Genomic DNA, 26060 nt, shown 5'->3' on the forward strand with positions numbered 1-26060 from the left:
ATATGAAAAACTTTATTAAAGATTTAAATGAAAAAATAATGATTCTAGATGGAGCCATGGGTACGGAAATACAAAAAAGATTTGAAGACCCCGGAATCAATCCCGAACTCTTGAACATAACTCAGCCGGACCTTATAAAGTCCATACACAGAGACTATGAAAAGGCAGGTTCCAATATAATCACATCAAATACTTTTGGCGCAAACGGATACAAGCTTGAAAAATCAGGATACAGCGTCGAGGAAGTTGTATCCAGGGGAATCAAGAACGTGAAAGAATCCACCAATGCCTATTGCGCACTTGATATAGGTCCAATAGGCGTGCTTATAAATAACGATACCAAATACGACTTTGATTTTGCCTATGGCATATTCAAGGAGCAGATTATTGCAGGCAGAGATGCCGGCTGCGATTTGGTTCTTATAGAAACGATGACAGACATTTACGAGGCAAAAGCCGCCGTCCTGGCCGCCAAGGAAAACTCGGACCTTCCTGTTATATGCAGCATGACCCTGCAGGAAAACGGAAGAACGCTTACAGGAACAGATATAGTTACCATAGTTTCAATATTGGAATCTCTAGGGACAGATGTAATAGGATTGAACTGTTCTTTTGGACCTGATGAAATGATTCCCTTCATAGAGGAAATGGTAAAATATTCTTCCAAAAATATAATTGTGCAACCGAATGCAGGACTTCCCAAAATGATTGATGGCGTGACCGTATTCGACCTTGGTCCCGAAGAATACGCATCGACAATGGCCAGGATCAAGGACCTTGGCGTCAATGTTCTGGGCGGATGCTGCGGCACTACTCCTGACCATATAAGGGCTTTCAAGGACAACATTAAAGACTTCTCCCCGACTGAGGTTGTAAAGAAGGATTATACCTTTGTATCTTCGTCTACAAAAACCATCGTAGTTGACGGCATTGCAATAATCGGAGAAAGAATAAATCCCACTGGAAAGAAAAAACTCAAGGAAGCAATTAAAAACCATGACCTTGAATATATTGCAGGGCTGGCCAAGAAACAGGAAAAGGAAGGAGCGGACATACTGGACATCAATGTTGGAGTACCGGGCATCGATGAATCCAAGACAATGGAGGATGTAATCATGGAAGTGTCCAAGCACTCAACACTTCCCCTCCAGATAGACAGCTCCGACTACGATGCAATAGAAAACGCTCTTAGAAAATACAACGGAAAAGCAATGGTCAATTCTGTAAACGGCAAACAGGAATCCCTGGAAAACATACTTCCCCTGATTCAAAAATACGGATGCTGCGTTGTAGGTCTGACAATGGACGATGATGGAATACCGGGTAAAAGCAGTGAAAGATTTGACATAGCAAAAAAGATAGTTGAAGAAGCGGAAAAATACGGCATCGAAAGAAAGGATATTTTCATAGACTGCCTCACGCTTACGGCATCTGCACAGCAAGAGGATGTTTTTGACACCCTGGTCGCCCTTTCCAGGGTAAAAAAAGAAATCGGCGCCAAAACCTGCCTTGGAGTCAGCAATGTTTCCTTCGGACTGCCTGAAAGGGACCTCCTTACAACTGCATTCCTTACCAGCGCCCTTGCAATGGGTCTTGATGCACCAATCATGAATCCGGCATCAGAAAGCTCAATGGATGCAATAAGGGCTTTCAAGGTGCTGAAAAATATCGACAGGGACTCAGCAGACTATATAGAATTCTACAAGGACACTTCAAGAACAACCAAGGAAACAGCAGAAAAGCCGATTCCCGAATCTGAAATGACCCTGGACCATGCAATAATAAATGCATTGAAAGTTAAAGCTGCAGAAATCACAAAGGAATTGCTTGAGAAAAAGACAAGTATAGAAATAATAAATGAATACATTGCGCCTGCCCTTGATAAAGTTGGATCGAAATATGAAACAGGTGAAATATTCCTTCCCCAGCTTCTGCTTTCTGCTGAAACCGTTCAAAACATATTCAAGATAATAAAGGAAAGCAGCAAAACAAATGCAACAGTAGACAGAAATAAAAGAGTCATCCTGGCAACTGTACAGGGCGATGTACACGATATAGGCAAAGGCATAGTTAAGATGCTGCTGGACAACTATGGCTTCGATGTAGTCGACCTGGGCAAGGATGTCCCAATAGCGGATGTAGTAAAGGTTGCAAAGGAAGAAAACATAAAGCTGGTAGGTCTCAGCGCCTTAATGACTACAACGGTGGCCAATATGAAAAAGACTATCGAGGCTATAAACAGGGATATACCGGATGCCAAAATAATGGTAGGCGGAGCAGTGTTGACAGAAGAGTATTCCAGGGAAATCAATGCCAATTTCTATGGAAAGGATGCCCTTGCTGCCGTAGCACTGGTTAAACAGTTTTATTCAGAACAATAATACATTAGAATGATTAAATGCCTTCTGTAAAAAGAAGGCGTTTTTTTATAGCTTGCGCATTTAACATAGCGAAGCCGTTGTATTCTTGTCATACATTTCAACCTGCTTAAACTGTCAAAAAGGCTATTCACGGCTGGAATTATCCTCCAGCCATGAATAGCCCATTATTATAGATAATAGATATTTAATTACTTGTTGAAAGCTGCGTATATTGACTTGATTGCCTTTTCAAAATCTTTCTCGGCAACACCTACAATTATGTTCATTTCACTTGAACCCTGGTCTATCATTCTGATGTTTATATCATTTTCACCAAGAGAATTGAAAATCTTAGCCGATACACCTGTTGTAAAAGCCATGTTTTGACCAACTACCGCAAGCAAGGCAATGTTTTTGTATACATTCAGCGCATCCGGCTTGCAGACTCTTTCTATTTCACTGAGAAGCTTCTCCAATTTTCCATTTAGATTTTCATTGTCTATTACAATCGACACCGTATCTATTCCCGAAGGAATATGTTCAAAAGTGATGTCGAACATTTCAAGCGTGGACAATAGTTTCCTTACAAATCCAACCTCTGAATTCATGTAGAATTTCTGAAGCCCAATAACCGTAAAATCCTTTCTGCCTGCAATACCTGTTATAGGCAAATCCGTATCCAGCTTCTCTCTTTCATTGATTATCATCGTTCCAGGATCCTCAGGATTGTTTGTGTTTTTTATGTTTATAGGTATGTTGGCATTCCTGACAGGATAAATCGCCTCATCATGAAGCACCTTGGCTCCCATATATGACAATTCCCTGAGTTCCCTGTATGTAATGCTTCTGATCCTCTTTGGATTGTCAATAATCCTGGGATCCGCCATCATGAATCCGGAAACATCCGTCCAGTTTTCATAAACATCAGCATCCATCACCATTGATACTATTGCTCCTGTAATATCGGACCCGCCTCTTGAGAAAGTCTTGATATCCCCAAGTGCTCCAGTACCATAAAATCCTGGAATCACCGCATTCCCGGCCTGGTTCAACACCTTTCTCATAACAACACTTGTTTTTTCTTCATCAAGAGTTCCATCCATCTTGAAGAATACAATATCCTTTGCATCTACAAATTTATATCCAAGATATTTAGCCAGAATTTTTGCATTAAGATATTCTCCCCTGCTGACAAGATAGTCGACTGAAATATTCTTTCCAAGTTTTTCTTTAATCTCATTCAGCTCGCCATCAAGATCAAATTCTATACCTAGGTCCTTAACAATTTCAGAATATCTGTCAACTATCATTTTATAAACCTGGTCAAAAGGTACCGAATATGTTATATGTGCATGACATAAATAAAGAAGATCTGTAATCTTATTGTCTTCTCCAAATCTTTTTCCCGGTGCCGACACAACAATATACTTTTTATCTAAATCAGATTTTATTATATCTGCTACTTTTTTCAACTGTTCGCCGCTTGCTGACGATGATCCACCAAATTTTGCTACTTTCAACATTTTGTTTCCTCCTCAAACACACCTGTGTTCCTTCAATAAACTCATAGTATATACTATACACTATATGTTAACAAAAATAAACACTTTTTTAACAAAATCAGGAAGAAATTTATACTCCTGCCTTCTGTTAACAAAAGCGTTCATTTTACAAGGTTTTCAATCTCTATTTCCCACTTTTCGTCCTTATAAAAACTTCAAGGTCAGAAGGTTTACGAAAAACATAAATCTTCTTTTCCCCTTTATACTTCTCCAACACTTCATATAAATTGTACATTTTATCCTTTCGGAAATTCCAGGAATATTTTAAAAACTCCCAGTCGAACCTTTCCGGGCACCCCTCTGCCATATCCGACCTTACCTTATTATATCCCCTCAATATTCTCATAACCGTTCTATAAAAACATACCCGTCTACTATAATCAAGAAGGATTATAGCGTCACATCTGTCCAGACGGTTCCCCCAGTAATTCGTGTAATTTCCATCTATTATCCACTTTCCCCTTGCAACTATTTCATTGATTGCTTTAAGGAACTCATCGCCGTCGGACTCAACCCATCCTGGATTCCAGAATATTGAGTCCAGATGATATACCGGAAGCTTTAGCTTTCTTCCCAGTTTATCGCCAAGATGTGACTTTCCCGCTCCACAAGGACCAAGTACAAGAATTCTATCCATTTCTTAACCACTTGAGTACAATTTCGGAAATTCCTTCACCGTCAAGCTTATATTTGGCAAACAGCTCCTCTACGCTGCCGTGTTCTATAAAATCGTCCGGAAGGGTATGCAGCCTCAATTCGACACCATCGGGAAGAAAATCATAAAGGAGCCTTCCAACAGAACCATATTTTACGGTTTCATCAACAAACAGTATTTTCCCTGTCTTTTGCCCTTCTTCAATTATCAGCTCCCTGCTTATTGGCTTGATTGTCTTCAAGGCCACTACCCCTGCCTCGATCCCCTCTTTTCCAAGCATCTCAGAAGCCCTCATTGCATCATGTACCAGTTTTCCAAATGAAACAAGGGTGATATCCTTACCTTCCTTTAGAATTTCCGTATTCCCAAATCCTTCTCTTTTTTCAGGAAGGCTTGAATCAACATAACCTCGTGGATACCTTATTACTACAGGTCCTGTTCCTTCATTCACAGCCCACTCAAGCATATTTTCCAGGTCGGAAGCATCAACGGGAGACATAACAGTGACATTTGGTATCTGATACAAAAAAGCCGAATCAAATACACCCTGATGAGTTTCTCCGTCTCTTCCCACTATTCCTGCCCTGTCAATGCAAAGTACAACATGCAGGTTTTGAAGAGCTACATCGTGAACAAGCTGATCATAAGCCCTCTGCATAAACGAAGAATAAAGAGCAAACACAGGCACCATTCCATTGCTTGCCATTCCTGCTGCAAGAGTAACTCCGTGCTGTTCCGCAATTCCAACATCAACGAATCGTTTAGGGAACTTTTTTTCAAATTCAGCAAGACCGGTTCCTCCTGCCATAGCTGCTGTTATGGCAACAAGATTTTTATTTTCTTCCGCCAGTTCCACCATCTTGCTTCCAAACACCTTGGAGAACGATATCGAGGACTTATCCAAACTCTTCCCCGTCTTTACATCAAATTTACCGACACCATGAAAAACATCCGGCTTCTTCTCAGCAGGAAGATAACCTTTCCCTTTTTTCGTATGTACATGTACCATTACGGGAGCCTCTATTTTTTTCACCCTTTCCAGAACATCAATAAGGTCATCTATACTGTGCCCGTCTATAGGCCCTATATATCTGAACCCGAATTCCTCAAACAACATTCCGCCGTTAACCAGAAAGGTTTTTAAAGATTCCTTGGTTTTTCTAATAAACCTGACCATGGAATTACCGACTATGGGTATTTTAGATATGGCTGTTTCTATTCCCCTTTTGGCGGTATAATACGCCGTACCTGTTCTCACCCTGTTAAGATAAGAAGAAATACTTCCTACATTCTTGGAAATGGACATTTCATTGTCATTGAGTATCACTATCATATTGCTCTTCTTTCTGCCTGCATTATTAATAGCTTCCAGGGCCATCCCCCCTGTCAATGCCCCATCTCCTATGATTGATACCACACTGTAGTCCTCGCCTTTAATGTCCCTGGCATTTACAAATCCAAGTGCAGCCGATATGGATGTGCTGCTGTGGCCGGTTTCGAATACATCATGTTCACTTTCAGACCGTTTTGGGAATCCGCTCAATCCTCCAAATTGTCTTATTGTGTCCATCTGCTTCTTTCTGCCCGTCAAAATCTTGTGAACATAGCTTTGATGGCCTACATCCCATATAAGCTTATCCTCCGGAGAATCAAATACATAATGAAGAGCTATGGTAAGTTCAACCACGCCAAGATTGGATGCTAGATGTCCTCCGGTTTTTGAAACTGTATTTATCAGAAATTCTCTAATTTCACCGGACAACTTTTCCAGTTCATTTATTTTCAATTTTTTTATATCTTTTATGTCATTTATACTGTCTAACAAATTATTCAATATCCTTACCTCTATTTATATTCAAAACATTATACCATAGTTCTTTCTTTACTTCCATTTAATATATTTAACATTTCCAAAGCATATATACGCAGGTATGCATATTTAATCCAGTGATTGCACGTCTATTTTTCTTAACGTTATTTATTTTTAATGTTTTTTCGTTCGTCTTTTGGCTGTTTTGCGCAATTCTTTTTATCTTTGTCACTTTTAGTCAATCATAGGAAAACGCTGTTTTACCAATGTTTTCGGCGCTTTTTAAAATGGAAACGTTTTCTCGAAAATTATTTTTGTTTTGTCTATTTACAAACATTAGAGGTTGTGTTACAATTAGTTCATGATTTAACAAATGTTGTTGGATTCGCATAAATATTAGTAACTAGCTGATATTATCCAAGCATTTAAAAAGAAAGGAGGAATATGCATTCGGAAGCAGCAAAACAAAATATAATTAGGAGTGATTATTATGGATTATAGTATTGCTATTGATACAATTTGGGTTTTGATTGCTGCTGCATTTGTCTTCTTCATGCAAGCGGGGTTTGCAATGGTGGAGACAGGATTTACAAGAGCTAAAAACGCTGGGAATATCATCATGAAAAACTTGATGGACTTTTCAGTAGGTTCATTGGTATTTTGGTTTATCGGTTTCGGAATTATGTTCGGAAGCGATGTTGGAGGGTTAATAGGATCATTGGATCTCATGGCTACAGGAACATATGAGCATTTAGGATTAACCATTCCAAAATCAGCATTTCTAATTTTCCAAACAGTTTTTTGTGCCACTGCTGCCACTATCGTATCGGGAGCTATGGCAGAAAGAACTAAATTCAAATCTTATCTGGTTTACAGCTTTTTCATCTGTTTGATAATCTATCCGATCTCAGGCCATTGGATCTGGGGTGGCGGCTGGTTAGCAAACATGGGATTCCGTGATTTTGCCGGTTCAACTGCAGTCCATTCCGTTGGAGGATGGGCAGCTTTGATGGGAGCCTTCGTTTTAGGTCCTAGAGTTGGAAAATATGGAAAAGACGGAAAACCCAATGCAATGCCTGGACACAGTCTCACGCTCGGTGCCCTTGGAGTATTCATCCTCTGGTTCGGATGGTTCGGCTTCAACCCAGGTTCTACAATTGCAGGTATGGCAGTCGAAGACATTTCTCACATATTCATGACAACAAATCTTTCAGCTGCTGCATGTGCAGTCGTAACAATGTTTTTTACATGGATCAAATACGGGAAGCCTGATGTCAGTATGACATTGAACGGAGCTCTTGGAGGTCTTGTTGCAATCACAGCAGGTTGCGATGCAATAGGAATGGGCGGTGCAGTATTAACTGGTGCACTCACAAGCTTCGTAATGGTTTTCGGTATAGAATTTGTCGATAAGGTTCTCAAAATAGATGACCCTGTAGGCGCAATTGGCGTACACGGTATCAGCGGAGCTTTTGGAACACTATGCGTAGGTCTCTTTGCAACTGACGGCGGACTTTTCTTCGGTGGAGGATCCAGCCTATTGACTGTTCAAGCTATAGGAGTTATTGCAGTTGGTGCATGGACTTTGGCAACAGGTTTTATAATTTTCAAGGCAATCGATGCAGCATTTGGACTTAGAGTAACCGAAGAGGAAGAAAAAATAGGTCTAGACATCGAAGAGCACGGCTGTGAAAGTTATGCTGATTTTGCACCTAGAGCGCTAGGCATTAAATAAGGAGGTTCCATCATGTCAGAAACTTATACAAAACTGGATATAATTACAAGACCTGATAAATTTGAAGAGCTCAAAAACGCCTTGGTTGATATCGGAGTAGAGGGAATGTCCGTATCAAATGTAATGGGCTCAGGTACACAGAAAGGTATGACTACAAAGTACAGAGGAACTGACTATACAGCTCAACTCCTCCCCAAGATAAAGGTGGAGGTTGTAATAGCCACAACTCCAGTACAGGATGTAGTAGACAAGGTATATGAAGTTTGCAGGACCGGAAACATAGGCGATGGTAAGATTTTCGTTTATCCGGTCGAAAACATCTACAGAATCAGAACCGGAGAATCCGGAGCTGCCGCAATAACAAACAAAGAATAAACTAACAAATAAAAGAGCACTAGACTCTAAAGAGGGAAACAAGAGGAAATCTAATAAATATATTGGGGTTTGATAAGGCGGCAATGCTGCTTCCGAAAATTTACTGCCGTAAAATCAAACATCCTAATATAACAAAACTAAAAAAGAGCACAGTATTAGGAATTATTAATTTCGGGGAAACAAAAGATCGTTTAAGGAATATTAAAAAGCAAATCAAAACCCAGAAAAAGATGGCCAAAGGGCCATCTTTTTTCGCGTTCACCACTCCCCTTTTATCCATTAAATAACAATATACAAAAGGATGTTCATTAAGTTTTTAAACTTAATGAACATCCTCGGATATTTCTTGAATTCTACTTTTGCAAAGACTGATTACATCATTCCCGGCATTCCACCTGGCATTCCGCCTGGCATTCCGCCCATCATATCATTATCCTTTGGCTCATCTACAACGGCAGCTTCAGTAGTAAGTACCATAGCTGATACGGATGCAGCATTTTGAAGCGCAGATCTTGTTACTTTGGCAGGGTCAACAATACCTGCATCCATCATGTTTACATATCTTTCATTTAAAGCATCAAAGCCGATTCCATGTTCACTGTTCTTGATTTTGTCAACTATTACAGATCCTTCAAGTCCGGCGTTTATAGCTATTTGTCTCACAGGCTCTTCAAGAGCTCTCATAATTATAAGGGCACCTGTCCTGGCATCTCCCTCAAGTTCTGCAGCAACTTCTTCAACAGCTTTTACAGTGTTTAGAAGAGCAACTCCACCGCCTGAAACGATTCCTTCTTCAACGGCAGCTCTTGTAGCATTCAATGCATCTTCAATTCTCAGCTTCTTTTCCTTCATTTCCGTCTCAGTAGCGGCACCGACATTTATTACTGCAACTCCGCCAGAAAGCTTGGCAAGTCTTTCCTGAAGTTTTTCCTTGTCAAATTCCGAAGTAGCTTCCTCGTATTGAGCCTTGATTTGATTTACTCTTTCTACAATTGCTTCTTCAGTTCCTGATCCACCAACAATTGTAGTGTTTTCCTTGTCTACCTTTATAGATTTAGCAGTTCCGAGCATATCTACTGTGGCTTCCTTGATGTCGTATCCAAGCTCTTCCGAAACAACCTGAGCTCCAGTAAGGATTGCAATGTCTCTCAGCATTTCTTTTCTTCTGTCTCCAAATCCTGGCGCCTTTACAGCAACACAGTTGAAAGTTCCCCTCAGCTTGTTTACTACGAGTGTAGCCAAGGCTTCTCCTTCAATATCTTCAGCAATTATCAAAAGAGGTCTTCCCTGCTGTACAATTTTTTCAAGCACTGGAAGTATATCCTGAATATTTGTGATTTTCTTGTCTGTTATCAAAAGGAATGCATCAGTAAGATTTGCTTCCATCTTTTCAGCATCCGATACCATGTATGGAGAAAGATATCCCCTGTCAAACTGCATACCTTCAACTACGTCAAGATTTGTATCCATAGTCCTTGATTCTTCAACAGTTATAACGCCTTCTTTTCCAACCTTGTCCATTGCTTCAGAAATAAGCTTTCCTATGAACTCGTCAGCAGCTGAAATCGATGCAACCTGAGCAACGTCTTCGCTTGTTTCAACCTGCTTCGAGAAACCTCTAAGTTCCTTCACTGCTGCATCAACAGCTTTCTGGATTCCTCTTTTAAGAATCATTGGATTCGCACCCGCAGCAACATTCTTCATTCCTTCTCTGATTATCGCTTGAGCTAAAAGCGTTGCAGTAGTTGTTCCGTCACCTGCTACATCATTAGTTTTTGTAGCAACTTCCTTTACAAGTTGTGCGCCAAGGTTCTCATATGCATCACTAAGCTCTATTTCTCTAGCTATAGTAACTCCGTCATTTGTAATCAATGGTGATCCGAATGATTTTTGAAGCACTACATTTCTTCCTTTTGGTCCCAAAGTAACCTTTACTGTATCAGCCAACTGGTTGATACCTGATTCCATAGCTCTTCTTGCCTTTTCATCAAATTTAATCTGTTTAGCCATTTTCTACACCTCGCCCTTATTCTACTATCGCCAAAACATCTTTTAGCGCCAAAACCGTAAATTCATTTCCGTCCATCTTTATTTCAGTACCTACATATTTAGCGATTATTACCTTGTCGCCAACCTTGATCTCTTCTTTTTTCTCCTCATCATTAAGGATTCCTGTTCCAACAGCTACAACTTCAGCTATTGACGGTTTTTCCTTTGCAGTTCCCGGCAAAACTATTCCACTTTGTGTTTTCTCTTCAGCTTCAAGCATTTTTATCACTACTCTGTCACCTAAAGGTTTAATATTCATGATTACCTCCATATAATCTTATATTTTCTATTTTATTAGCACTCACCAGACCCGAGTGCTAACACTTACAATGAATATAATACTTCAATAGAGATAAACTTTCAAACGCAATTTCAATGTATATTCGAACGATTATGAATATTTTCCTTACTTATTCTCATTTACCTTCGATTTACGTTATTTTTCTTCGTTTTATTTCATTTTGCTTCGTTTTTCATTATTCTTGCCCACATTATTTTCTCTTCCATAGAAAAAGAGATACTGTTGTGCAAAACCAGCATATTCACCGAAATTACTGGAAGCAAATTCTCCAATTCCATTACCTTCAATTTCATCGCCATAAAGAGTAGTCATTATTCTTTTTATCCATACATCCACAGGAAAAGCACTGTATTTACCCATGGAAAAAAGCAATATGCAATGAGCCACCTTGTCACCTACCCCTTTCAATTTCTTAAGTTCCCTGGAAGCCGCTTCATAGTCAAATTCCTTTATTGAATAGAGCCATTCCATGTTTTTTTCTATATGCTTTGCCGCAGCTAGAATATACTTGTCCCTGAATCCAACCTTGCAGTTTCTGATATCTTCAAGATTCGCTTTCGCAATTGCCTGCGGCGTTGGAAAAGCATAATATTTCCTTCCTCTGTATTCCCCTATTTCCTCACCATATTTTTCCGAAAGATTTTCAACAGCATTTCTAATCATAGGTATTCTATTGTTTGCAGAAATAATAAAAGTAATCAATATTTCCCATTCATCCTGATTGAGTGTCCTGATTCCTCTTCCAAAACCAATGGCCTTGTGCATGTGTTCATCTATATCTATATGACTTTTTATCCTTCCATAATCTCTGGTAAGATCAAGATAATCATTCCATATATTATCAAAATCCTGCTTGTTGGTGTTATTTATAACAAGTTTATCTCCAAACATACCGATATTGACAACCTTTTTATATGCCACTCCCGTATAGCTGCCATCCTCTTCTTCAGTCCATCTGAAACACTGCCCGCAGTCAAATACATGTCTCGGTATAAAATCATTTATATTCTCTATTTCAACTCTATCCTCATAATATTTAATTATCACCTAATCCTCCATAATTTTCCCTGATTCAAAATCACATCACATAAAGGGATATATGTTCAGCAACCAGAATGCAGAAAAAATAAAAACTCGCATACACGAGTTTTATTCTTCAGTATCATTCTTTTGTTTATAGTAATAAGCCAATGTGTAAAGACTCTCATTCATTCTCACATGTTCAATGGCTACATCATCATCTACCTTTATATCAGTAGGAGCAAAATTCCAAATAGCCTTGATTCCGTGTGAAGTCAAGATGTCAGCCACATCCTGGCTTACAGCCTTAGGCGTACATATTACACCCATATCTATTTCGTTATCATCCAGATAACCGGGAAGATCATCCAGGTCCTTGATCTCTATGTCCCTTATCCTTAATCCTATAAGCTTTGGATTCTTGTCAAACAGAGCCAGTACTTCAAATCCTTCTTCATAGAAACCAGCATAATTTGCAACAGCCTGACCAATGTTTCCGGCTCCAACAATTACAACTCTAAACTTTTGGTTCAATCCAAGTATCTTGTTTATTTCTTCTCTCAGATTCATTGCATCATATCCGTAACCCTGCTGTCCAAATCCTCCAAAATTATTTAAATCCTGTCTTATTTGCGAAGCGGTGAATCCAGTCATTTTACTTAAATCATTCGATGATACTCTATTAATTCCATTTTCCAGTAAATCTCCCAAATATCTGTAGTATTTAGGTAGTCTTCTTATTACAGCATCAGATATTTTCTTTTTCCCCATGCTTACACCTCCACTTAGATAATATTTTAACAATTTTCGGGTATTATTTCAATACTTTTAAAAATATTAATCCCTAATTTAGCACAATTCCCCAATCGTTTTTTTTATACTGCTTAAGCAAATCTTATAACGGAATCATAAATACACTTTACAACTGTCATATTTATAAATATACTATATGATGGTGATAAAATGATTGATATAACATGTAAAAAACTAACAATGTCTTATTCCGCTGAAAAAATACTAGACAAAATAGATTTTACCATAAATGAATACGAAAAGGTAGCATTAATTGGTCTAAATGGATCCGGAAAGACAACTTTATTTAATATTTTAACTTCAAGACTGGACTATGACAACGGTACAGTCTTTGTCAACAAGTCAAAAAAACTTGGGTACTTGAAACAGATCGATGATTTTTCCGACAAGGACACAATATACAGTGTCATAGAAGAAGTATTCAAGCATATAATGAATCTGGAAGGCCTTCTAAGAAGTCTGGAAGCAAAAATGAGCAATCCCAAAGATGGCGAAGACGTAGCCCTTATAATGGAAGAATATTCAGCAGTCAATGATGAATTCGAAAAACTGGACGGATACAGCTATCAGAGCAGGATAAAAGGAGTTCTAAACGGACTGGGGTTCAAACATGACGATTTCAGCAAAAACATCAACAAACTCAGTGGCGGTCAAAAGAACAGAGTCATGCTGGCTAAACTTCTTCTTACCTCCCCTGACATACTCCTTCTTGACGAACCTACCAACCACCTCGATATTAAGTCTGTTGAGTGGCTGGAGAAATTCATCAAGGATTACAAAGGTACCGTGCTTTTGATTTCCCATGACAGGTATTTTCTTGACAGCGTAACTTCAAAAACACTGTTTCTGAACAACAAGCACATTACGCAATACAACGGCAACTACAGCTACTTCATCAATAAACGTTCAGAAGAACTCGAACTTCAGAGAAAGAAATACATAATCCAGGAAAAGGAGATACAGCGCCAGAAGGAAATAATAGCAAAATTCCTGTCAAACGGAAGAGACAAAAAAGTCAAACAGGCAAAAAGTAGAGAAAAAATGCTTCAAAATATTCAAAGGGTTGAAAAACCTGAAGAGGAGAACAACAAAATATCCATAAGATTTACACCCGGCTTGGAAAGCGGAAACGACGTTCTTTTTGTTAATAACTTATCAAAGTCCTTCGATGATGAGAAAGTATTCGAAAATATAGACTTCAACATATACAAGGGTGATAAAATCGGTTTAATCGGTCCAAACGGCGTAGGCAAATCAACTCTTGTAAAAATCATAACCGGTCAGTTGAGCTCTGATTCAGGGGAATACAACTTCGGCCACAATGTAAACATAGGATACTTTGACCAGGAACTTTCAGGACTCAACCCGGACAATTCGGTTCTTGATGAAATCTGGGATGAATACCCCAGATTGAAGGTACATGAAGTTAGAGGCTACCTTGCCAGGTTTAATTTTTTCAATGATGACCTGTTTAAAACCATCGACAATCTAAGCGGCGGAGAAAAAAGCAGACTATCTCTCCTGAAACTTATGCTTTCAAATACAAACTTCATAGTAATGGACGAGCCTACAAACCATCTTGATATTGATTCCAAGGACGTACTTGAGAAAACCATATCCGACTATACCGGTACGATACTTGTAATCTCCCATGACAGGTATTTTCTGAACAAGATTGTAACAAAAATATTTGATATGGATTCAATGGGAATAACTGAATATCTCGGAGACTACGACTACTATTACTATAAGAAGAACATGTTGAATATGGAGGAAGAACCGGAAAACAGAATAACCAAGACAGAACTTAAAAACAATGCGAAAAAAGAACGTGAAATCATCAGGGAGAGACAACGGCTTAAGAAAAAGATTGAAGAAATTGAAGCTTCAATCGTCAAACTTGAGGAGGAAATTTCCGAACTTGAAGGCAAGCTTTGCCTACCCGAAGTATACAACGATCATATAAAGGCAAAAGAAGTAAATGACAATCTGGAAAATCTCAAATCACAGCTTGAAGATGAATACTACCAGTGGGAAGAATGCCAAAACAGCATTCCATAAGGTTGGTCACAAGAAGCATTATCCATTCACGCTTCTTGTGACCGACATGGATATTTAAAGGTCTAAGAAAGGTAGTTGAGATTTATATTTCAACTACCTTTTTAATTTCAATTGTGAAGCAGACTCAAAACATTGACGAGGGTGTCCCTTAAGAGATTTTCGCCGTTCATCATTGAATACTCCAGGGTCATTGGACAATTAGCGATGGGGAAAACACCTATGATTCCATGTTCATAGAATTCCTCAAAGGCTATGTCTCTGGCTCCCACTATTGCTACTGTCTTGGAACCGTAGGATTTTGCCAGCTTTGCCAGTTCAATTGGAAGCTTGCCGTGCAGCGACTGATGATTCATCTGTCCCTCTGCTGTAACTACAAGATCCACACCTTCTTTAAGTATGTCTTCAAGTCCAACCTGATCCTTGATTATTTCAAATCCAGGCTTCAATTGCCCATTCAAGGCACCATAGAGACAAGCCCCAAGACCGCCGGCAGCACCTCCCCCAATTAGGGAATCAACTTCCACTCCCAAGGACTTTTTAAAAACTTCTGCAAAATTTCTAAGACCAAGATCCAGCTCCCTGACCATTTCTTCAGTCGCACCCTTTTGCGGGCCATAAACATAGGCTGCACCTTTTTCGCCGTATAGGGGATTGTTTACATCACAGGCTACAAGAAGGTCAATTCCTTCAAAGATGAATTTGCCGTCTCTATCCACAGGTCTTTCAATAGCCGCCAGTTGGAGAAGAGCTATTCCTCCTCTTTCAACCTCATTGCCATTTTTATCCAAGCACTTGAATCCCAAAGCCTGCAGCATCCCAAGACCTGCATCGGAAGTTGCACTGCCGCCAATTCCCACAATTATTCTCTTAACACCTTTGTTGATGGCATCAAGAATCAACTGTCCCGTGCCGTAAGTCGAAGCAACCATGGGATTTCTCAACTCAACAGGCACTAGAGGCAGTCCTGAAGCTGCAGCCATTTCAATAACTGCAACCTTTCCATCTTCAATAAGGCCATATTGTGCATTGACAAGTGTTCCAAGAGGATCTTCAACCTGTGCATAAACAAATTCACCCTTTTGGCCAGCAACCAGAGCTTCTACAGTACCTTCCCCTCCATCCGCAAGAGGCAAAACAGTCACTTCGTCTTCCGGCCAATGCTCCGCTATGACTTCCTTTGCAATTTCACAAAATTTGTAGGCACTCACACTATCCTTAAAACTATCCGGACCTACCAGTATTTTCATTACATCCCCTCCATTTTACGTTTGATTATCATACCTTGCCGATCTCCACCAAACAGTCATGGTATGCCGTAGCATCGCCTATATCCGTTTTCCTTCCAGGAATAAGAACATTGACGGAAGCCCCTGTACCGTCTCCCCAGCCGGCATATATGTGGACTTCTCCTTCCCTTACCATATCTCCAACATCTGCAATCATTTCAATCACTCCCCTGTCGTTGTATATTCCGACAAGGTCTCCGTTTGCAATATCCCTTTTTTCCGCATCCATTGAATTGACCTGAACCTTCGGCACACTGTTTTTAACGGACAGCTTCATCTCCTTGAACTGGGAATTTATCATCCCGGGAGCATGGCTGCTGAATAGTTGCAAGGGATACTTGCTGTAAAGTTCAGGTTTGCTGTACCTGCTTTCAACAGATTCACAATAGTCAGGCAAAGGGTCCTTTCCCCAGTTTTTCATTTGTTCGCTGAATATCTCAATCTTACCGCTTGGTGTGTCAAAAACAAGGTCCTCATAAGCTATTTCATTATATCCCTCATAGAGATAAGGTTTCTCCTTGAGTTCTTCATAAGTCGTATTGATATTATTGTCTTTAATGAGCCGGTTTATGGCATCTTCATCTATTACAGGCAGGTACGCCAGGTCAAACCCCAGCTTTTCTCCCAGGAGCCTGTATATTTCAGGTTCGCTCTTGCATTCCCCCTGAGGCTCAACGAGCTTTGGCATCAATTGAATATATGAGTCTCCGTATATCGAAAATATATCATCCTTTTCAGAAAACATAGCCGCAGGCAATACAAGGTCCGAATCAAGAGCCGTATCCGTCATGAAATGCTCTACTGTAACTATAAAATCAATCTTATCCATAACCTTTTTCATCCCGGTAATGTCTGGAGAGCTCACCAGCGGATTGGCCTTTTCAATCCAAAGCAGTCTTATTCTGGAAGACTCATCTTCCAAGGCTTCAGCAACTTTCCCGACATGTATGTTTTCATTTATCTCATATCCCTTAACCGGCAGGTTTTTCCAACTTATTCTGGGGTTCTGGTCATCAGAGAAATAGAACCCTCCCCCGCTGACACCAATACTTCCAGTAAGGGCAGGCAAAATGCACACACACCTTTCCGTCTGCCCGCCGTTAGAATATCTGGATTTCCCTGATCCTGTAATGAAGGCATATACGGGATTTTCTTCGATATGATCTACAACTTCATTTATCTGCTCGAGGGCTATGCCGGTCTTGGCAGATATTTCATCCAAATCATATTCCTTCAATCTTTCACAATATTCTTCAAAGCCAAGGACGTGCTTATGGATAAAATCATGGTTGCAAATGTTCCTATCAATCATAATCTTTGCAATTCCCATTGCCAGAAGACCGTCCGTTCCTCCTCTAGGATGAATCCGTACTGCACCTTCTATCATGGTTTCGCTGACCCTTGGATCTATTACTATAAGTTTTGCTCCTTTCTTTACAGCAGCCTTGATGTTTCTCATCCTGTGTATATTTGTATTTGCCGGATTGGATCCCCACACGATTATCAGCCTTGCATTTTGAAGATCGCTGTTGTGATTTTGCATAACAGTACCATATGTATATTTCACAGCAGTCTTTCCAGCCGCCATGCAGAGGCTGCCATAGCAGGAAGTTATGCTTCCAAGCTGCATCCAAAAGCTTTTTGCATAGTCGTTAAGCTTCCCCATATGTCCGTAGCCCATCATATACATAATGGATTCAGCCCCACAATCCCTTACGGAATCAGTCAATTTTCTTGCAATAATGTCCAAAGCCTCGTCCCATGATATTCTACTGAATTCCCCGGTGTTCTTTTCCTTAAGCATGGGGAATGTAATTCTGTCAGGGTGGTATAGGCGCTTATGATATGACGCTCCCTTGCTGCAAAGATAGCCGTCAGAATTTGTGTTGCTTTTATTCCCTGCAACCTTAACAATCTTTCCATCTTCTATTGTTACCTTAAGCGTACAGCCTCCAAAACAGTCTCTCGGACAGACTGACGTATACGTTCCATCGGGTTTACATGTCATTTTATCCTCCAAAATCACTTTCATTTTCTCAATATAATATCTTATCATCAAAATACAAAAAATCACAGATAAAAAGAACCCTAAAATTAGGGTTCCCGATTTCCGTCATCCAAAGATCCTGTGCTTCTTTTCCTCTTCCATGGCATCTTCCAAATCAATAATTTTGTTGTCAAGCATTTCTATAACCCGTCTTATCTTATTGATTTTTTCCTGTATGCCTTTATTGGATGTATGTAAAATATAGTCATCATAGATATCCTTTTCTTCAAAATCTATGTCATATTCTGTAAACAAAGTCGCTTTCATACTGTTGACATAACTGTCAAACACCGGTCTAGTTATTCTATCCAGTTCTTTTAGTACTCCTTCTCTTACCAATTGCAATTTCAGCAATTCAATACTTAGCGGATTTTCTTCATTACCGCCAACGCAATCATTTTCCAGATAATTTCCTGAAATCAGTTCCATCTTTTTAAATATATCCATTTAACATCTCCTATAATTCTGATTATTTCTTACAATTCGTCAGATTCTAGTCAGTCAATAGAATAAATTCTTGTTCAAACAACCCCCTCATCAAACAATCTACATTATATTATATCATATTTTTTAGTGACTTTTTGTTTATCTTTATAAAAAACAACCACACTATGTAGTCAGTTCAATAGGTTAATTTTACAGTCCAATAACCATGTTTTGTGCTTAGCAAATCCCACAAGAGAGTATAATAAAAATAATTACAACTCATTCCAGATTTAACCCCGTAATATAAATTTATGATACTAAAGTAAACTTTCAAACAATTCCCTGTTAGGACTTGGAATAATCACATTGGCTATTCCTAAACCCTCACAGTTTTCATCTGCAACTCCGGAATCTATTGCAGCCCTGACAGCCGAAACGTCTCCACTCAATACTACAAAGGATTTTCCTCCTATTCCTGTCCCCAATCTTACATCAATGAGACTTATATCTGACATTTTAACCGCTATATCGGCAGCATATATTGAAGCTGTAACACTGAAAAATTCCATTATCCCTATTGCATTAACCTGAACATATTCGCTTGCCTTTTGTATAGCTTGTATTACTTGGCTGTTAATCCTTGGTATTATACACTTGTCTATTACAAATGATCCTCCTATTTCAGTCCCTACTTCTATTGATGCCTGTACAGCAGACACTTCTCCGCTTATCAAAACATGATATTTCCCTGGACAGGTTGGGCAAGCCATCAACAATTCCACATCAGCAGCTTTAAGCATACTATCGGCTGCTTCTATTCCTTTGGCTATACTATTCAGTTCCAAAAATCCTATCGTTCCAATCATATCAATTCTCCTTAACTTTTCATTTTGAAATCACTATCTTGTCGGTTATTTCTCTAACCATTCCACTAATGGATGCATGTACACGAGCTCCAAGTTTTCCTTCTTCACAGCTTGCAATGACTTGACCCTCAGTGACCGAATCACCGATTTCAACAACAGGTTTTGATGGTGCTCCAATATGCTGTGAGAGGGGGATACTTACGCTGTTAGGTTTGTAACTGGTACTTGCTTCAATTTTTGCTAAATAGTATTTATTGAGGCCTAGTCTTGATATAATCCTTTTTGTAGGTATCTTTCTATATCGACGGAAATAATCTTCTTTCAACTCTTTCACTTCACTTCCATACCTTATACCATTTTCAGCAAGGAGTTTTTTCACTTCGCTATTTATAGTCCTTGGTTGAAGTCCCATGGGACAGGCAAAGTTTTCACATACACCACATTCACTGCAAAGCATGGCAGCCTTTACATCATCATATTGCAATATTGATTCAAAGCTCGTATTCATAGCTAGTTTTCTCATTATCCTGTGAGGCTGTATTCCATGGCCAAGTAGATTCCTAGGGCATAACTGGGAACAGAAATTACACTGTATACAGGCCGATGAAGCCAGTTTTCTCATTGTTTCTATACTTACTCTATTCTTTATTGTAAGGTGATCATCTTCAGATAGTACTATTATTCCAGAAGTGGTTTTTTTTACATGACTGTTTCTGACATCTGATTCTTCCAGGTATTTCCCCATCATTGGTCCGCCATCTATAACTGAATAATTTCTAGTCAAACTTCCACCGGCAATTTCTATGCATTCTTCAAATGACGTTCCAATTGGAACATCCACGATTGTAGGATTCTTTACATTTCCTGTGACTGTCAACACTCTATTTGTAAATGGAATTCCATTTATAGCATCAAAAATATGCTTTAAAGTTGTTACATTGCTTACAACGCATCCTACATTAAGAGGAATACCACCTTCCGGCACTATTCTTCCAGTTGTTTCATAAACGACAACCTGTTCATCCCCAGCAGGATAAAAACTTTTCATTCCATGAATTCTTATATTTGCATTATTCTTTTTAATTGCATCTTTCAATGATTCTATTTCACTTTTATATTCATTCTTCAATGCGATAATACAAGTTTGTGCCTCCAGTTCCTTCATAACCGCACTAATCGCCACCACCACTTCATGAGCTTTATTTTTCATAATCCACCGGTCTGAATAAAGCAATGGTTCACACTCTACTGCATTTATCAGAAAATATTCAACTTTTGCATTCATCTTAACATGAGTTGGAAATCCCGCTCCACCACAGCCCACGATACCTGCACAATATACTTTATCAACTAATTTCATAACATTCCTTTCTGTAAAACAAACCTTTTCACTTTCTAATCTTCACTAATCTCTAGAGAATCAATTATTCCTACAATCGCACAGTCAATAGGAATATCTCGTCCACGACCTATCGCAAGTCTAGCCGGACTTCCTTTTACGACCAATACTCTTTCTCCTATTCCAGATCCAACTACATCAATTGCAACAAAAACCTTTTTGTCTCCTTGACTTGTCTCTGTTTCCTTTACAACCATCATTTTTGTACCCTTAAGAGATTCTTCTTTTCTTGTTGCCCACACATTACCAATCACTTTGCATATCTGCATAGCGACACGCTCCTTTCATCAAACAAAATTCAATATCTTATTATTCCTGCTAAAAATATCCTTAGCTGAAGGGGTTATGATTGTACCTGCCGGAACATCAATATTTTCACCTTTACACTTTATGAGATCAGTAGCCTTGCTTTCAGTAATGAGCTTTCCAATATCCATCGGCTTTTTATCTTCTTGTTTCTCTAAACAATTAATATCAGAGTTTTCAACTTCCAGTTCACAATTCATTTCATTTAAATCAAGTATTGTTCCATAATTATTCTTTTCAAGCGCACATGCATTTGCTTCGTCATAGTCAATATGCATGGCCAAGGTAAAATCAGGGTTTACCCTCACTACAACATCATCAAATGTCATTGGCCGCTGTCCGGCTATCCTTACTCTAACTCGTTGTCCGTTGACCAGCCCAAAAGCCCTTGCATCACCAACACTCATATGTATATGGCATTTTGCAACTATAACACTATTTACCGCCTCAACCATTCCATTGTTTCCAACAAGATATGCACTAGATGCATTATTGAGATTTCCTGAGAGATTAACAGGTGCATTCAATCCTAGTGTTCTTGCATCAGTCATTGATATTTCAACTTGAGTAGCATCCCTTTCAGGTCCTAGAACTGCTACGTTTTCAATAATTCCCTTATCCGTAATCAACTTGATTCTCTGTTCAGATAAAAACTCACCAGGTTGTGACAAGTCTCTTCTTTTTGTTAACTTCGCTCCTTTTCCAAAAAGCGCTTCAACATCGTTTCTCGAAAGGTGTACATGCCTGGCTGACGCTTCAACGGGTACTAATTTTGACTTTCTTTCAACTCTCTTGTTTGAAATCTCATTTAGTATTTTTTCCACTATGTCCTTAATTTCATAATTATTCATTGACATCATCCTTAATTTTTATAATATCCTGCCAACACTCGACATAGAAGTATATAAGAACAGCTGCTCAATCTGTTAAGTCCTTTGACTATATCTATTCTACTGTTTCCATCTTCCATATCAAATGCTTCAGCCGCTATAAGTTCCGTTTCTCGTATTACTGTCCTTAATGTGTTTAAGCTTATGCACAATTCACCCATTTTATAATTGGGTGTTGGATGAGGTATTCCATATACCGCTTTTATATTATGAGATACATATCGGATCTTCTCTGCATACATTCCCATAATATATGCTTCTCCAAGTGGTGTACCCTTTACTTCTGCAGAAAGCATTTCCCTTGTAAATTGAAGCATTTCTTCCAAATCATCAATCAGTTTTTCATGTTTTCCCCTATATGCAACCAGTTGGCTTTCTATTATTTTCGCCTGAAGACTATCTAGCTTTCCTCTGAAAACAATTTGTTTATTTGTTTTCTTCACTATGTTCATTCCGTACAAGTGAGTCATATCCTCAGGCTTTTCATCAAATGTTTCGCCGGTTTCAATACTTATGTACTCGCTGGAACATCCCCTGGAAACTGGCATTTCTTCTATTTCATATTCCACTTCATTTGCTGTTTCTATACTAATCTTATTTTCGGAAGCAAAATCCTTTGCCGCTGGTGTAATTAGAGTTTCACTGTCAATAATTATTTTCCTCTTTTCCCCATCATTGAACCTTTTTCTTAAATTGGCTTCTGTCATCACTTTCATTCTAAACTCCTAATCAATATGGATTCATTGCCTACTTATGACAATTTCCCTGCGGAATATTCTTCCACAGGGAAATCCAAATTACTTATCGAGGGTTGGAAGTATTGATTCAACCTCTGTATGAGGACGTGGAATTACATGTACTGAAAGCAACTCTCCAATCTTTTCTGCCGCTGCAGCTCCTGCATCTGTAGCCGCCTTGACTGCTCCCACATCGCCCCTTACCATTACAGTAACAAGACCTCCACCAACATGTGTTTTCCCAATAAGTGTAACATTTGCCGCCTTTACCATTGCATCCGAAGCTTCTATTGCTCCTACCAATCCTTTTGTCTCTACCATTCCTAATGCTTGTAATGAATCTGCCATTTTAATCCTCCAATTTTTAATTTATTGACAATCTTCTTAAAACTGCCTTAGTAATTTCTTCTACCTGTTCTTTTGAAAAAGTTTCAGATGTATTACTTGATTTTAAGTTCTCGAATTCATCTACTACTTCTTTACCGCTTATGTCAGACAGTTCCTTTACTCCATACGCAACTCTTCTAACATTCAACAAATGCATAGGTGTGATATTGTCTGATGTTGAACTACCCCCTACTGCACCGCATCCTAAAGTAAATGCAGGACTCAGATTTGTTGTTGCTCCTACTCCACCAAGAGTTGCCGGTGTATTTACCAGCAGCCTCGATACTGGTTTTTTCAGTGCAAATTCCTTAACAACACTTTCATCTTTTGTATGTATTGTCATAGTATGTCCTACTCCCTCATTGTGTAGAATCTCCATACTTCTCTCACATGCTCTTTCCCAGCTGTTCTCTGTATAGAATGCAAGAATAGGACACAATTTTTCTCTTGCATACGGATTGTTTTTTCCAACTTCATTTTGCTCTGCCACTAAAATCTTTGTTCCTACAGGAATTCTTATATTTGCCAGGTCCGCTATGGTTTTTGCATCTTTTCCTACAATTTGAGGATTCATAGTTCCATTGCTTCGAAGTATAAATTTCGCAAGCTTCTCAATCTCCTCAGTCGTCATGAAATAACATCCCTGCTTTTTCAGTTTTTCTACAACCTCGTCCTTAATACAGTCTTCGGTTATTATACTTTGTTCAGATGCACATATAGTTCCATTATCAAATGTTTTACTTTCCACAATTTGTCTTACAGCCTTGGAAACATCTGCAGATTGCTCTATAAAGGCAGGTCCATTTCCAGGTCCCACTCCAATAGCAGGATTTCCTGAACTGTATGCAGCCCTGACCATTGCTTCACCGCCTGTAGCCAGTATCATTCCAATTCTCCTGTCGGTTATAAGTTCATTCACCGCCTGTAAAGTAACATTCTCAATAGAAAGAACCGTATCCTTTGGTCCTCCTGCATCGACAATTGCTTCTTTTATTATCCTTATGGTTTCAAGAATACATTTCCTTGCATTAGGATGAGGACTGAAGATTACTGAATTTCCAGATTTGATTGAAATTATTGCCTTGTACATGGTTGTTGACGTTGGATTAGTAGAAGGTATCAACGCCGCTACAATTCCAACAGGCACGCCTACATCCATCAACTTTTTTTCAGCATCTTCATTTATTATGCCTATTGTTTTCATATCCTTGCAACTTTCATAGGTCATTGTACTTCCAAGCAGGTTTTTGAGCACCTTGTCCTGCCATCTCCCAAACCCTGTCTCTTCAACTGCCAGCTTGGCCAATAACTCAGCATTACTGGCACATGCTTTTGCAATTTTTGCAACAATAGCATCTATTTGTTCTTGATTATATTCGGACAGCTGCTTCTGTGCTTGTTCTGATCTTTTAATTAAATCTCTTACACTCTGTATCGAGATTAGATCTTTATCAAATGTCATATTTACCACTCCTTTCCTGCCTATTTATTATACTGACAAGGGTCTATCTGCCACCTTTTTCACTTCTGTGTAAAATGAATCACATGCAGCTTCACATGCAGCCTGTTCACCTGTCAGCAATCCTCCTGCAAAGTTTGTTTCTGTAGGAGGTCCATAAAATACCTTGATTTTTACATCCGCTGACTTCAACGCAGCATCAAGAGCACAGATTGCTTCTGAAGGAGGTGCTATCAAATAAGCCAAAGATGATCCTACGGGAATCTTGGCAATTTTTGAAAAGTATGTTCCAATGCTTGAAATGCAATGAGCAAAACATACTATGGAACCATCTTCATTTGCCTTGACAAACCCTCTCTCATTCTCAATATATGATTTAGCAACCTCCAATCCATACTTTACATCATCAGGATTTTCACCCGCAATTATTCCTATCCACTCTCCAGCAAGGTTCGTTGTCGCATTATCTGCTCCCGCATACATACTCTTTGTATATACGACACGTACATTTGCTTTTTTTGTAGATTCATCAACCGCTACATAAGATAAATCATCGCAGTCACTTGTTATTATTCCAAGACTACATTCGCTTGCTTTTGCTCCAAGCCTTCTAAGAAGAGACTGGTCTGCCCTTGGAATTATTTGACTGCTCAATACACATGCCTTTACTGATTCGCCTGTCATATAAACCTCCAACTACTTCTTCAAATCGACTCCACTTACCTTTTGCTTAAATATCAGTTCTATCAAGTCAGCCAGGTATGCTCCTGCCTCTACTGCATTCAAGCCATTTTTATGGATATTTGACACTACGGAACGGTTGGATTCAATCATACCCGGATATGCATCATATGCAATATAGGCACTCATACTTTCAGCAGAGCCAAGTCCTGGTCTTTCTCCAATGAGAACACATGTAACCTTGCTGTTAACAATTTTCGAAACATGGTCCATTGTTGCCACCCTGCCATACTTGACAAAAAATGGCGTTCCTATCGATAATCCTTTTTCTTTTAATGCATCAGTCAGTATAGGCATCAATCTGTCTATATTTGCTTCGATTGCCTTTGAACTAAGACCGTCAGCCACGTAAATCTGGACATCAGGTCCTTGTAGACATTTTTCTCTGATTCCCTTACTTGTCTCTTCGCTGAACTCTCTTCCCAAATCTGGTCTGGTCAAATGCTCGTTTCTGCTTGTGCATTTGGTTTTGGCTGTAAAAAGGTTCAGCCTGTCAAGATAATCATCCGATACATCCAACATGACCGAATCTACTGCAGCCGCTTGATCTGTTCTAAGTTTCAATAATGTCTTTGTCTTCAGCCTTGCACCAGATTTCCCAATTCCTATTCTAGCTGAAGTTTTTTGAATCATGTTTTCCATTGCTTTGGGATTCTGGAATCTTGGAACTATAACTTCTTCCTTTGCTGGTTCTTGCTTTGCAGAAGAATTCGCAAGCTCTTCCAATACATCCTTGACAATTGTTTCTATATCCATGTTAATCATATATTAAATA

General features: G+C 39.1%; 23 protein-coding genes. 4 read left to right on the top strand and 19 right to left on the bottom strand.

The features are described 5' to 3' along the window. Positions 1–2 precede the first annotated feature (2 nt). Positions 3–2381, top strand: a complete 2379-nt coding sequence (locus BUB05_RS04890; RefSeq protein WP_073048017.1) for a homocysteine S-methyltransferase family protein — start codon at positions 3–5, stop codon at positions 2379–2381. A 188-nt stretch (positions 2382–2569) separates the two neighbouring features. Here the strand turns inward: BUB05_RS04890 and BUB05_RS04895 are convergent, their stop codons facing one another. The 3 genes from BUB05_RS04895 to dxs form a co-directional block, all read right to left on the bottom strand. Beyond that, positions 2570–3883 carry an aspartate kinase gene (locus BUB05_RS04895; protein ID WP_073048020.1) on the bottom strand — a complete coding sequence of 438 codons (1314 nt, stop codon included), beginning with the start codon at positions 3881–3883 and terminating at the stop codon, positions 2570–2572. Positions 3884–4046: 163 nt separating this feature from the next. Next, on the bottom strand, positions 4047–4559 hold the full coding sequence (locus tag BUB05_RS04900; protein WP_073048023.1) for a P-loop NTPase family protein: 513 nt from the start codon (positions 4557–4559) through the stop codon (positions 4047–4049). After that, positions 4552–6411: a 1-deoxy-D-xylulose-5-phosphate synthase gene (gene dxs / locus BUB05_RS04905; RefSeq protein WP_245819751.1), complete on the bottom strand. Its 1860-nt coding sequence runs from the start codon at positions 6409–6411 to the stop codon at positions 4552–4554. Before dxs ends, BUB05_RS04900 begins: the two co-directional genes overlap by 8 nt. Positions 6412–6877: 466 nt before the next feature. Here dxs and BUB05_RS04910 point away from each other — a divergent pair, with 466 nt between their 5' ends. Together BUB05_RS04910 and BUB05_RS04915 are read left to right on the top strand one after the other, a co-directional pair. Then, positions 6878–8122, top strand: coding sequence for an ammonium transporter (locus BUB05_RS04910; protein ID WP_073048026.1), 1245 nt, complete (start codon positions 6878–6880; stop codon positions 8120–8122). A 12-nt stretch (positions 8123–8134) separates the two neighbouring features. Beyond that, positions 8135–8497 (top strand): P-II family nitrogen regulator, encoded by a 363-nt coding sequence (locus BUB05_RS04915; protein ID WP_073048029.1) that lies wholly within the window; start codon positions 8135–8137, stop codon positions 8495–8497. Positions 8498–8869: 372 nt separating this feature from the next. Here BUB05_RS04915 and groL read toward each other — a convergent pair whose 3' ends face one another. The 4 genes from groL to BUB05_RS04940 form a co-directional block, all read right to left on the bottom strand. Continuing rightward, positions 8870–10507, bottom strand: coding sequence for a chaperonin GroEL (gene groL, locus BUB05_RS04925; protein WP_073048035.1), 1638 nt, complete (start codon positions 10505–10507; stop codon positions 8870–8872). A 16-nt stretch (positions 10508–10523) separates the two neighbouring features. After that, positions 10524–10805: a co-chaperone GroES gene (locus tag BUB05_RS04930; protein ID WP_073048038.1), complete on the bottom strand. Its 282-nt coding sequence runs from the start codon at positions 10803–10805 to the stop codon at positions 10524–10526. Positions 10806–10997: 192 nt separating this feature from the next. After that, positions 10998–11894, bottom strand: coding sequence for a DNA-3-methyladenine glycosylase family protein (locus tag BUB05_RS04935; protein WP_342747082.1), 897 nt, complete (start codon positions 11892–11894; stop codon positions 10998–11000). A gap of 102 nt (positions 11895–11996) precedes the next feature. Then, positions 11997–12638 carry a redox-sensing transcriptional repressor Rex gene (locus tag BUB05_RS04940; RefSeq protein ID WP_073048041.1) on the bottom strand — a complete coding sequence of 214 codons (642 nt, stop codon included), beginning with the start codon at positions 12636–12638 and terminating at the stop codon, positions 11997–11999. Between the two features lie 192 nt (positions 12639–12830). Here BUB05_RS04940 and BUB05_RS04945 point away from each other — a divergent pair, with 192 nt between their 5' ends. After that, positions 12831–14741, top strand: a complete 1911-nt coding sequence (locus tag BUB05_RS04945) for an ABC-F family ATP-binding cassette domain-containing protein (protein WP_073048044.1) — start codon at positions 12831–12833, stop codon at positions 14739–14741. A gap of 107 nt (positions 14742–14848) precedes the next feature. Here BUB05_RS04945 and BUB05_RS04950 read toward each other — a convergent pair whose 3' ends face one another. The 12 genes from BUB05_RS04950 to eutC form a co-directional block, all read right to left on the bottom strand. Beyond that, on the bottom strand, positions 14849–15988 hold the full coding sequence (locus BUB05_RS04950; RefSeq protein ID WP_073048047.1) for a glycerate kinase: 1140 nt from the start codon (positions 15986–15988) through the stop codon (positions 14849–14851). A gap of 28 nt (positions 15989–16016) precedes the next feature. Next, on the bottom strand, positions 16017–18035 hold the full coding sequence (locus BUB05_RS04955; RefSeq protein ID WP_073048050.1) for a molybdopterin-containing oxidoreductase family protein: 2019 nt from the start codon (positions 18033–18035) through the stop codon (positions 16017–16019). A gap of 105 nt (positions 18036–18140) precedes the next feature. Then, the gene (locus tag BUB05_RS04960; RefSeq protein WP_073048051.1) at positions 18141–18521 is read right to left on the bottom strand and encodes a hypothetical protein; all 381 of its coding nucleotides are present in this window, start codon (positions 18519–18521) and stop codon (positions 18141–18143) included. A gap of 296 nt (positions 18522–18817) precedes the next feature. Beyond that, the gene (locus tag BUB05_RS04965) at positions 18818–19366 is read right to left on the bottom strand and encodes a BMC domain-containing protein (protein ID WP_073048054.1); all 549 of its coding nucleotides are present in this window, start codon (positions 19364–19366) and stop codon (positions 18818–18820) included. 19 nt (positions 19367–19385) lie between these two features. After that, the gene (locus BUB05_RS04970) at positions 19386–20726 is read right to left on the bottom strand and encodes a 4Fe-4S dicluster domain-containing protein (RefSeq protein WP_073048056.1); all 1341 of its coding nucleotides are present in this window, start codon (positions 20724–20726) and stop codon (positions 19386–19388) included. Between the two features lie 35 nt (positions 20727–20761). Further along, complete coding sequence (locus BUB05_RS04975) at positions 20762–21034, bottom strand: EutN/CcmL family microcompartment protein (protein ID WP_073048058.1); 273 nt, start codon at positions 21032–21034, stop codon at positions 20762–20764. A gap of 18 nt (positions 21035–21052) precedes the next feature. Beyond that, positions 21053–21922: a phosphate propanoyltransferase gene (pduL, locus tag BUB05_RS04980; RefSeq protein ID WP_094762715.1), complete on the bottom strand. Its 870-nt coding sequence runs from the start codon at positions 21920–21922 to the stop codon at positions 21053–21055. Between the two features lie 11 nt (positions 21923–21933). Continuing rightward, on the bottom strand, positions 21934–22677 hold the full coding sequence (locus tag BUB05_RS04985) for a hypothetical protein (RefSeq protein WP_073048064.1): 744 nt from the start codon (positions 22675–22677) through the stop codon (positions 21934–21936). Between the two features lie 81 nt (positions 22678–22758). Beyond that, positions 22759–23046, bottom strand: coding sequence for a BMC domain-containing protein (locus BUB05_RS04990; RefSeq protein WP_073048068.1), 288 nt, complete (start codon positions 23044–23046; stop codon positions 22759–22761). Between the two features lie 16 nt (positions 23047–23062). Further along, on the bottom strand, positions 23063–24547 hold the full coding sequence (locus tag BUB05_RS04995; protein ID WP_073048071.1) for an acetaldehyde dehydrogenase (acetylating): 1485 nt from the start codon (positions 24545–24547) through the stop codon (positions 23063–23065). Positions 24548–24574: 27 nt separating this feature from the next. Further along, positions 24575–25228, bottom strand: a complete 654-nt coding sequence (gene eutL, locus BUB05_RS05000) for an ethanolamine utilization microcompartment protein EutL (protein ID WP_073048073.1) — start codon at positions 25226–25228, stop codon at positions 24575–24577. 12 nt (positions 25229–25240) lie between these two features. Further along, on the bottom strand, positions 25241–26050 hold the full coding sequence (eutC, locus tag BUB05_RS05005) for an ethanolamine ammonia-lyase subunit EutC (RefSeq protein WP_073048076.1): 810 nt from the start codon (positions 26048–26050) through the stop codon (positions 25241–25243). Positions 26051–26060: the final 10 nt, after the last annotated feature.

The sequence above is a fragment of the Dethiosulfatibacter aminovorans DSM 17477 genome (assembly GCF_900142005.1).
Taxonomy (GTDB): Bacteria; Bacillota; Clostridia; order Tissierellales; family Dethiosulfatibacteraceae; genus Dethiosulfatibacter; species Dethiosulfatibacter aminovorans.

Excerpts from the sequence above, each read along its gene's own strand:
- BUB05_RS04890 (WP_073048017.1), top strand. The coding sequence starts at position 3 with ATGAAAAACTTTATTAAAGATTTAAATGAAAAAATAATGATTCTAGAT.
- BUB05_RS04895 (WP_073048020.1), bottom strand. The coding sequence starts at position 3,883 with ATGTTGAAAGTAGCAAAATTTGGTGGATCATCGTCAGCAAGCGGCGAA.
- BUB05_RS04900 (WP_073048023.1), bottom strand. The coding sequence starts at position 4,559 with ATGGATAGAATTCTTGTACTTGGTCCTTGTGGAGCGGGAAAGTCACAT.
- BUB05_RS04910 (WP_073048026.1), top strand. The coding sequence starts at position 6,878 with ATGGATTATAGTATTGCTATTGATACAATTTGGGTTTTGATTGCTGCT.
- BUB05_RS04915 (WP_073048029.1), top strand. The coding sequence starts at position 8,135 with ATGTCAGAAACTTATACAAAACTGGATATAATTACAAGACCTGATAAA.
- groL (WP_073048035.1), bottom strand. The coding sequence starts at position 10,507 with ATGGCTAAACAGATTAAATTTGATGAAAAGGCAAGAAGAGCTATGGAA.
- BUB05_RS04930 (WP_073048038.1), bottom strand. The coding sequence starts at position 10,805 with ATGAATATTAAACCTTTAGGTGACAGAGTAGTGATAAAAATGCTTGAA.
- BUB05_RS04940 (WP_073048041.1), bottom strand. The coding sequence starts at position 12,638 with ATGGGGAAAAAGAAAATATCTGATGCTGTAATAAGAAGACTACCTAAA.
- BUB05_RS04945 (WP_073048044.1), top strand. The coding sequence starts at position 12,831 with ATGATTGATATAACATGTAAAAAACTAACAATGTCTTATTCCGCTGAA.
- BUB05_RS04950 (WP_073048047.1), bottom strand. The coding sequence starts at position 15,988 with ATGAAAATACTGGTAGGTCCGGATAGTTTTAAGGATAGTGTGAGTGCC.
- BUB05_RS04955 (WP_073048050.1), bottom strand. The coding sequence starts at position 18,035 with ATGACATGTAAACCCGATGGAACGTATACGTCAGTCTGTCCGAGAGAC.
- BUB05_RS04960 (WP_073048051.1), bottom strand. The coding sequence starts at position 18,521 with ATGGATATATTTAAAAAGATGGAACTGATTTCAGGAAATTATCTGGAA.
- BUB05_RS04965 (WP_073048054.1), bottom strand. The coding sequence starts at position 19,366 with ATGATTGGAACGATAGGATTTTTGGAACTGAATAGTATAGCCAAAGGA.
- BUB05_RS04970 (WP_073048056.1), bottom strand. The coding sequence starts at position 20,726 with ATGAAATTAGTTGATAAAGTATATTGTGCAGGTATCGTGGGCTGTGGT.
- BUB05_RS04975 (WP_073048058.1), bottom strand. The coding sequence starts at position 21,034 with ATGCAGATATGCAAAGTGATTGGTAATGTGTGGGCAACAAGAAAAGAA.
- pduL (WP_094762715.1), bottom strand. The coding sequence starts at position 21,922 with ATGAATAATTATGAAATTAAGGACATAGTGGAAAAAATACTAAATGAG.
- BUB05_RS04985 (WP_073048064.1), bottom strand. The coding sequence starts at position 22,677 with ATGAAAGTGATGACAGAAGCCAATTTAAGAAAAAGGTTCAATGATGGG.
- BUB05_RS04990 (WP_073048068.1), bottom strand. The coding sequence starts at position 23,046 with ATGGCAGATTCATTACAAGCATTAGGAATGGTAGAGACAAAAGGATTG.
- BUB05_RS04995 (WP_073048071.1), bottom strand. The coding sequence starts at position 24,547 with ATGACATTTGATAAAGATCTAATCTCGATACAGAGTGTAAGAGATTTA.
- eutL (WP_073048073.1), bottom strand. The coding sequence starts at position 25,228 with ATGACAGGCGAATCAGTAAAGGCATGTGTATTGAGCAGTCAAATAATT.
- eutC (WP_073048076.1), bottom strand. The coding sequence starts at position 26,050 with ATGATTAACATGGATATAGAAACAATTGTCAAGGATGTATTGGAAGAG.